Below are 6,839 nucleotides of genomic sequence, written 5' to 3'. Positions count from 1 at the left end.
AATCGCCGAAGTCGATAAAAGCGGGATACAAGGGGGCATCGTGCTGGTATACGTACCACATGCAACGGCGGCGCTTATCATCAACGAGCACGAGCGGGGGCTTATCTCGGATATGACCGCGGCCATCACCGGCCTTATCCCGAGAGACAGGCGCTATGAGCACGACCGTATTGATGACAATGCGTGGTCGCATTTAACAAGCGCGGTAGTAGGGTGCAGCCTGACTATGCCAATAACGGGTGGAAAGCTGGAGCGCGGTACCTGGCAGAATATTTTCCTGGTCGAGCTTGACGGGCCAAGGCGTCGTAAGGTGGTCGTAAAAGTCATCGGTGCGTAGCGTGTAAAGTTTTACATCATGCAGACCGAACTATCAAATATGGAAATGAATGAATTGCTTCGCGTGCTAACCGAGCAAAAAGGCTCGGATATACACCTTAAGGTCGGCAGCCCGCCAACACTCAGAATAGACGGTGACCTGTTGGTGGTGAATGCACCCCCGCTTACACCGCAGGATACGGAGCGTCTTGCGCTTAGCATTATGAACGAGCACCAGAAGCAACAGTTCACAAGCAGGAAAGAGGTCGATTTTGCCTACAGCCTGGCCGGAATCGGAAGGTTTAGGGTAAACGCGTTCAGGCAGCGGGGAAGCGTTGGCGCAGTTCTAAGGAAGGTGCGGAACGAGAATTTTGGTACGACCGAGCTTGGTCTGCCACCAGTCATCGAGAAGTTGGCGGATGAGCCCAGGGGTCTTATCCTCGTCACGGGTACCGCCGGAAGCGGCAAGACGACTACGCTCTCGGCGATAATCGACCGCATAAACAACACGAGGCGCTGCCATATTATGACCATAGAGGACCCGATCGAGGTTCTTCACCAGGATAAAAGAAGCATCGTTAACCAGCGCGAAATCGGCATCGATACCGATAGCTATGCCGACGCCCTCAAGTACGTGGTGCGACAAGACCCCGATGTCATCATGATCGGCGAGATGCGGGACATGGAGACCACGAAAGCCGCGATTACTGCGGCCGAGATGGGAAACCTCATCTTGAGCACGCTTCATACCGTCGACGCGACGGAGACTATCAGCAGGATCATCGATTTCTTCCCACCGCACCAGCAAAAACAGGTGCGACTCATGCTTGCTTCGTCACTGAAAGGTATTATATCCCTCAGGCTTCTGCCGAAGGTCGGTGGGGGAAGGATACCGGCGGTCGAGGTGATGGTCAATACCTCGACCATCAAGGAATATATCGTTAACGAGGGAGAGACCTCCAAGATCTACGAGGCCATCGAGCAAGGCGAGTATTACGGCATGCAAAGCTTCGACCAGGGCCTGCTCGAGCTTGTGGGAGAGGGCAAGGTTACCATGGAAAACGCGGTCTCCATGTCGAGCCACGCCCATGATTTCAAGCTCAAGGCAAAGCAATCCGGCTTCTTTATGGACGAGCCACCGTCCCGCTATATCGCCTAGCCGTTTTACCAGGCGAGGTTAAGCGGCATCCTGACTCTCGTTTTTACCCCGCCGCCCCTTTTTCTCGATCACCAGCTCGTTTTTTACATCAACAACTCCCGGCGCCCAAAAAGCATCGTTTCCGGCGGCGTGTTTCGCGCGCTTGTTGGGTACATTGCCGCTGAGCGTCACTTCGCCCGCATCTACGCCGACTTCAATATCGGCCCCGTAGGGAATCAAGGGGTCCCAGTCGAGTGACTCCTCGATCATCTCCTGAATCTGCTCATCATCGGGAAGTTCCTCATGCGGCGTCTGTTGATGACCCCGGCCGTATCCCGGAGGGACGGGAGGGGCAAAGGGGATTGGTGGGGGATAATACCCCTGCGGCACGGGCGGCATCATCCAGCCGTAATAGCCCGGTAGACCCCAGGCTAACGGCGGCGGTCAGTATCCATATCCCGGCGGCGTATATCCGCTGCGACCCATCGGCTCACCTCCATGAACTGTTTATTCCCAATGGGTAACAAAAACACGCTCTCTATTATTCTTCCAAGGCTATGGCGCCGGTGGGGCATTCTTCGACTGCCTCGTCCACCTGGGCGCGAAACTGGTCGCCGGGTGCCTTAACCACATAGGCGAATCCGTCTTCGCGAAGTTCAAATACTTCGGGGCAGATCTGTTCGCATTGTCCGCATCCTATACACTCTTCGTGATCAACGACAGGGCGCATTCTCTCTCCTTCAAAATAGGTACTCCTTGCGGGCCGGAAACTGAGTTTGCCGACATAAGAAGTTTATTCCGATGTTTTCAGCATGTCAATAACTCAGCAAGCGGCAAGCAAACCCATCCGCCCAAAGCGCTTTACTTCATTACAATAACCGCTGGTCGAAATCTGTTTTATATGTAAAACCATGGGTAAAGAAGAATTGTCTAACGAAGATTGGAGGCGCAGGATATGAATGGTGGTATAAAAATCGGCAAGGTGTACGGTATTGAAGTGAGCCTGGATTATAGCTGGTTCCTGATCTTTGCGCTCATCACGTTTGGGCTGGCATCGGCACTCTTCCCGCAACTCATACCGGGGCAAACCACTGTCGTCTATATAGTGATGGGGGTCGTAACATCCTTGTTGTTCTTCGGCTCGGTGCTACTTCACGAGATCATGCACTCGATTGTCGCGAAGAGCTACGGGATGACAATCGAGGGCATACGGCTTATGCTCTTTGGCGGCGTATCCCAGATAATGGAGGAGCCGCCCACCCCACGCAGCGAGTTTTGGATGGCGGCTGCCGGCCCGCTTAGCAGCTTGGCTATCGGCGGCATTTTCCTAGGGTTCTTTTTTGTGGGTCGTACAACAGGATGGAGCCCCATTGTTAGCATACCCTTGTTCTGGCTCGGGTACATAAACCTTTTGCTCGGAGTGTTTAATCTGATTCCGGGCTTTCCGCTCGATGGCGGTAGGGTTTTACGCTCGATCGTCTGGCACGTTTCAAAGGATGTACGCTATGCGACGGGCGTCGCGACGGGGCTTGGCAAGGGATTTGCCTATCTGATGATCGTGATCGGTATCGCGGGTCCGTTTATCGGCAATTCCAGCTTGCTGTGGTTCGTCTTGATAGGCTGGTATTTACTGCGGGCGGCGCAGCAAAGCTACTACCAGGTCATCGCTCAGCAGGCTATGGAGGGCATCAAAGTAGGCCAGGCCATGACCGAGAACCCGGCAACGGTCTCTCCCGATATCACTATCGAGAGCATGGTGAAAGACTATTTCATGCAGCACGGCTGGGTGGCGTACCCCGTGGTCCAAGATAGTAGCGTTCAGGGCGTGATTACGATTAACAGCATTAAGGATGTCCCGCGAAGGAGTTGGGGCCGCAAGCACGTACGCGACGTGCTGCGCCCGCTCTCAACCGATATCGTCGCCTCGCCGGATAACGAGGTGACGGATGTCATGCCTAAACTCACCACTAAGGCCGAAGGGCGCTTACTGGTAATGAAAGGCGGGCATCTCATCGGGATATTAACGCGTACGGATGTCACACGGGCGGTCGCAAAGCGGCTGCGTCGTGAAGCCGAAGAAGAAGAAAGGGAGCAAAAGCGTGCGGCTTAGTCACCAAGCGTGATGGTGGACATCCCTGCTTTTCTCTCCTCGTTGAGGGAGAGCGCGTTTTCGTAGGCAAGCTCATGCCGGTCGATAAAGACCTCTTCGTTGTACTCTTCGACCGCATGCTTGCGGCACTGCAGGCGCTCGATACCCCCAATGTTTTTGACCGCTTCGACCATGCCGGCTTCATCGTCGACGATGAAGCCGGTGCGCCCGTGGTGTACGACCTCCGGTACCGAGCCGTTTCTAATCGCTACCACCGGGGTACCGCAGGCCATCGACTCGATCATTACCAACCCGAACGGTTCCGGCCACTGGATGGGGAAGAGCAGGCACTCGGCATTCCTGTAAAGCTCCAGCTTGGTTGCAAGATCGACCTCGCCCAAGTACTCGGTGTTGTTTCCCATGATGGGTTTGACATACGCGTTAAAGTACTTGATCTCATTTGCCTCGCTGCACTTGCCGATCATAATGAGCCTCCTGCCAAGCTTCTTAGCGACGGATACGGCCTGGCGTGCACCTTTTTCTTCGCTCATACGCCCCACAAAGAGCAGGTAATCATCCGCGTTTTCAGAGAAGGGATAGTCATTGATTTTAATGGCGTTGGGAATAGTCGCCAAAAAATCGATACCGCCGAAGCTGGTGCGCTGGTATTCGCTGATCCCCACAAAGAGCAAATCCGATGCGAGTGATTGGTAAAACCCGAGGCTATACGGCTCGGCCGGCCCATGCATCGTTGCGATAACCGGTTTCGCCAAAAGTCTCGATGTGAGCGCCCCGAGAAGGCGGCTGCCATAGCCGTCATGGTCGTGGATGATATCGAACTCCTCGGCCCGCTCATAGGCCGCCAGCGACTGCATGTTCTCAAGGTGTACGTTTTCCTTAAGCTTCTTAATCGGCGCCGCCTCAAACACCGATACCAACCGCGCCTGCGTCACCGAATCCCCGGACGCAAAGAGGGTGACGTCGTGACCCCTACGGCAGAGCCCCTCGGTAAGAATCGAAACGACAAGCTCGATGCCCCCATATCCGGTTGGCGGCACCGGGAACCAGGGAGGCGCAATAAGTGCAATTTTAAGCTGCTGTGACTCAATTTTTCTCATACTAGATAGCATACCCAGAATCCGGTAGCTTTTGACGCTTTTATGAGAAGTTTGTTAAACTAAATTGCCTGAATGTTTGCGCAGAGCACTTGGCAACGCTGAGAGCTGGTATTTACGCGAAAAGATGGTATAATAAAAACCGCAATCGGGATGTAGCGCAGTTTGGCAGCGCGCCACGTTCGGGACGTGGAGGCCGGAGGTTCAAATCCTCTCATCCCGACAACTTATGGGCTTGTGAATTTGCTTTTCACAAGCCTTTTTCTTTTTATGGGGAAGTTAAGAGGTGACAGGATTCGAACCCGCAAGAGTTTAGTTGAAGATGGCTTGGCAACTATATACTTTTCGATTACCCGAGACAGAAATAGCGCATAGCGTTGTCTGTCCTTCAGCTAAAACTTAGAGGCGATGATGCAGCCGTGCTCTTCGAGTTCATTTCGATCGATCGCAATAAAATATGTTCTATCGGGACTCGGGATTTCTCTTCTAGATTTTTCAAGTAGTCCGCTTGCACGAAGTTTATCAAGGTCAACGAGCATCCACTCGATTATCGTATCACCCTCAGTCCAGCCGTAAAAATAATAATCCCCAAATCCTTCTTTGATCTTTTGAAGTTCTGTTTTTATACCGGTTGGCCGGCTTGAGCGTATAGTTAGATCACGATACGTTTTATGTGGCCGTCGGAAGCGCATTGGGATTCGGTACCTTCCATTGGCGACTGCTATAACGTCTGTAGCCTCTTTGATATCGCTCTCAAAACTCGCCTCTTCAAAATCAACAAAGAGACCTGCTGGAAGTAAGCTTAATATTCCGAAGGCTTGTGCGATATACTTATCAGAAAAACTGCGATCCGTATAGTAATCGGAACCCATGTAATCAATCCCTGCTACGAAGAACGATGACAAACCTTATCTATTATACGAGAAACAGTTTACAAACGTCGAGTTAGAGTGTTAGCGCCACTTGTTCGATAATGCTGGACGAACTATAATGGAAACTAACGGAGATAGGTGGAGATAAGCGGACATTAAAGTACAATCCGTCGGCTAAGAGGGCTTAATGTTAAGGAACCAACGATGCGTTATGTTATAACCTACGATGTAAAACAACCCAATAAAAAAGCCTATCGAAAAACCTCTGCGGCTGAAGCGAAAACCAAAGAGCGGGCGGTTACTCTCGTTCTTGAAGGACTATGGTTCTTCGACGATATAGAAAAGGACCACGTTCAAATAATCGATATTAGGGAAGAACAGCCACCGACGGCAGCTGCTGCGCTGTAATGGTCTTTATGCCTCGCCGATTTACATAATTATCGACTTTCCGAACCAGTATGCTAAAATATTATTGCAGCTCAGAGAAGTGCCTAGTCAATTTCTCTAACAAATCCAGGTTTGAATAATGTCCTGTCAGGACGACCACCTACCTGGGAAAATGGCTTTGACAAGCCATTTTTCTATTTTTGCCTATTGTTATGGGGTATGGTTATGGGTTGAAGAGCTATAGCTCTTCAACCCGGTGAGAGTTTTGCGAATGTGAACAGCGTCCCCTATCCTCTATATATTTAATCCTTTAAATAACTACGTATTAACAATATATTGTTACTTGACTTACCGCTCGTAACACTGCAATAATCGTATTAAGCAGTGATAAGCAGGAAAATTCTCGGAAGTTGTTATGACGGTCTCACAAAGTCAGAAATACTCGATTCGCCCATTGAATCATTATTGGTCTACCAGCAGATTAAAGCTAGCTAAGCAGCCTTGTTTAACTGCATAAACTAAAGCTTGCTTATAATAGATGGCTGCTCAGCGTATGCAGTAACTTGACCATGTCAGAGAGGCAAGATTTGGCTGCGTCTCCTACGGAAAATAAACGACACCTCTCTTCCTTACTGAGCTGCATTCCTGACCCAAATCAGTAAGAGTGGTCAGTAGAATGTTTTCCTAAGTTTTGGCAATACCAAACATACCAAGAAAGGGGGTGCTTACTCGTATACAACGCCCATCATGATAGTTACAATAAAAGGAGGCATTATTCATGGTAAGAGGCTTTACAAAACAAAAAGCAAAGTTCAATTTGCTAGCGGTTCTTATGATTTTAATAGTCGGATCGGTTTTGCCAGCTACTGCAAACGCATCTTCAGGGGATTTTTGGGATGGCGGGAAGAGAAGTGTGAGCAATA

At 50.8% G+C, this 6,839-nt stretch carries 8 protein-coding genes and 1 tRNA gene; 5 read left to right on the top strand and 4 right to left on the bottom strand.

Annotated elements, in window-relative coordinates:
* Both ACYC56_RS10415 and ACYC56_RS10410 read left to right on the top strand, forming a co-directional pair.
* On the top strand, positions 1–337 hold a 337-nt coding region (locus ACYC56_RS10415), incomplete at its 5' end, for a secondary thiamine-phosphate synthase enzyme YjbQ (RefSeq protein ID WP_461374113.1).
* A gap of 18 nt (positions 338–355) precedes the next feature.
* The gene (locus ACYC56_RS10410) at positions 356–1,474 is read left to right on the top strand and encodes a type IV pilus twitching motility protein PilT (RefSeq protein WP_461374112.1); all 1,119 of its coding nucleotides are present in this window, start codon (positions 356–358) and stop codon (positions 1,472–1,474) included.
* A gap of 18 nt (positions 1,475–1,492) precedes the next feature.
* Here ACYC56_RS10410 and ACYC56_RS10405 read toward each other — a convergent pair whose 3' ends face one another.
* Positions 1,493–1,855 (bottom strand): BON domain-containing protein, encoded by a 363-nt coding sequence (locus ACYC56_RS10405; RefSeq protein ID WP_461374111.1) that lies wholly within the window; start codon positions 1,853–1,855, stop codon positions 1,493–1,495.
* A gap of 139 nt (positions 1,856–1,994) precedes the next feature.
* Complete coding sequence (locus ACYC56_RS10400; protein WP_461374110.1) at positions 1,995–2,183, bottom strand: ferredoxin; 189 nt, start codon at positions 2,181–2,183, stop codon at positions 1,995–1,997.
* Positions 2,184–2,408: 225 nt separating this feature from the next.
* On the opposite strand from ACYC56_RS10400, the gene ACYC56_RS10395 reads away from it, so the two are divergent.
* Positions 2,409–3,563 (top strand): site-2 protease family protein, encoded by a 1,155-nt coding sequence (locus tag ACYC56_RS10395; protein ID WP_461374109.1) that lies wholly within the window; start codon positions 2,409–2,411, stop codon positions 3,561–3,563.
* Here ACYC56_RS10395 and ACYC56_RS10390 read toward each other — a convergent pair.
* Entirely contained in the window at positions 3,560–4,660 is a 1,101-nt protein-coding gene (locus tag ACYC56_RS10390; protein WP_461374108.1) for a glycosyltransferase family 4 protein, read from the bottom strand. The genes ACYC56_RS10395 and ACYC56_RS10390 overlap by 4 nt on opposite strands.
* 146 nt (positions 4,661–4,806) lie before the next feature.
* Here ACYC56_RS10390 and ACYC56_RS10385 point away from each other — a divergent pair.
* A tRNA-Pro gene (locus tag ACYC56_RS10385) sits at positions 4,807–4,880 on the top strand.
* Between the two features lie 169 nt (positions 4,881–5,049).
* Here ACYC56_RS10385 and ACYC56_RS10380 read toward each other — a convergent pair.
* A complete protein-coding gene (locus ACYC56_RS10380) occupies positions 5,050–5,529 on the bottom strand; it encodes a hypothetical protein (protein ID WP_461374107.1) in 480 nt (159 codons plus the stop codon).
* Positions 5,530–5,733: 204 nt separating this feature from the next.
* Between ACYC56_RS10380 and ACYC56_RS10375 the strand changes: the two genes are divergently transcribed.
* Positions 5,734–5,937 carry a hypothetical protein gene (locus ACYC56_RS10375; protein ID WP_461374106.1) on the top strand — a complete coding sequence of 68 codons (204 nt, stop codon included), beginning with the start codon at positions 5,734–5,736 and terminating at the stop codon, positions 5,935–5,937.
* Positions 5,938–6,839 lie beyond the last annotated feature (902 nt).

It is taken from the genome of Candidatus Aquicultor sp. (assembly GCF_054640775.1).
The sequence above is the reverse complement of the archived record's forward strand: the minus strand, read 5'-3'. Positions and strand labels throughout refer to the sequence as shown.

What these genes read in the sequence shown, in the direction of transcription:
- ACYC56_RS10410 (WP_461374112.1), top strand. Translation starts at nt 356, where the DNA reads ATGCAGACCGAACTATCAAATATGGAAATGAATGAATTGCTTCGCGTG.
- ACYC56_RS10405 (WP_461374111.1), bottom strand. Translation starts at nt 1,855, where the DNA reads ATGATGCCGCCCGTGCCGCAGGGGTATTATCCCCCACCAATCCCCTTT.
- ACYC56_RS10400 (WP_461374110.1), bottom strand. Translation starts at nt 2,183, where the DNA reads ATGCGCCCTGTCGTTGATCACGAAGAGTGTATAGGATGCGGACAATGC.
- ACYC56_RS10395 (WP_461374109.1), top strand. Translation starts at nt 2,409, where the DNA reads ATGAATGGTGGTATAAAAATCGGCAAGGTGTACGGTATTGAAGTGAGC.
- ACYC56_RS10390 (WP_461374108.1), bottom strand. Translation starts at nt 4,660, where the DNA reads ATGAGAAAAATTGAGTCACAGCAGCTTAAAATTGCACTTATTGCGCCT.
- ACYC56_RS10380 (WP_461374107.1), bottom strand. Translation starts at nt 5,529, where the DNA reads ATGGGTTCCGATTACTATACGGATCGCAGTTTTTCTGATAAGTATATC.
- ACYC56_RS10375 (WP_461374106.1), top strand. Translation starts at nt 5,734, where the DNA reads ATGCGTTATGTTATAACCTACGATGTAAAACAACCCAATAAAAAAGCC.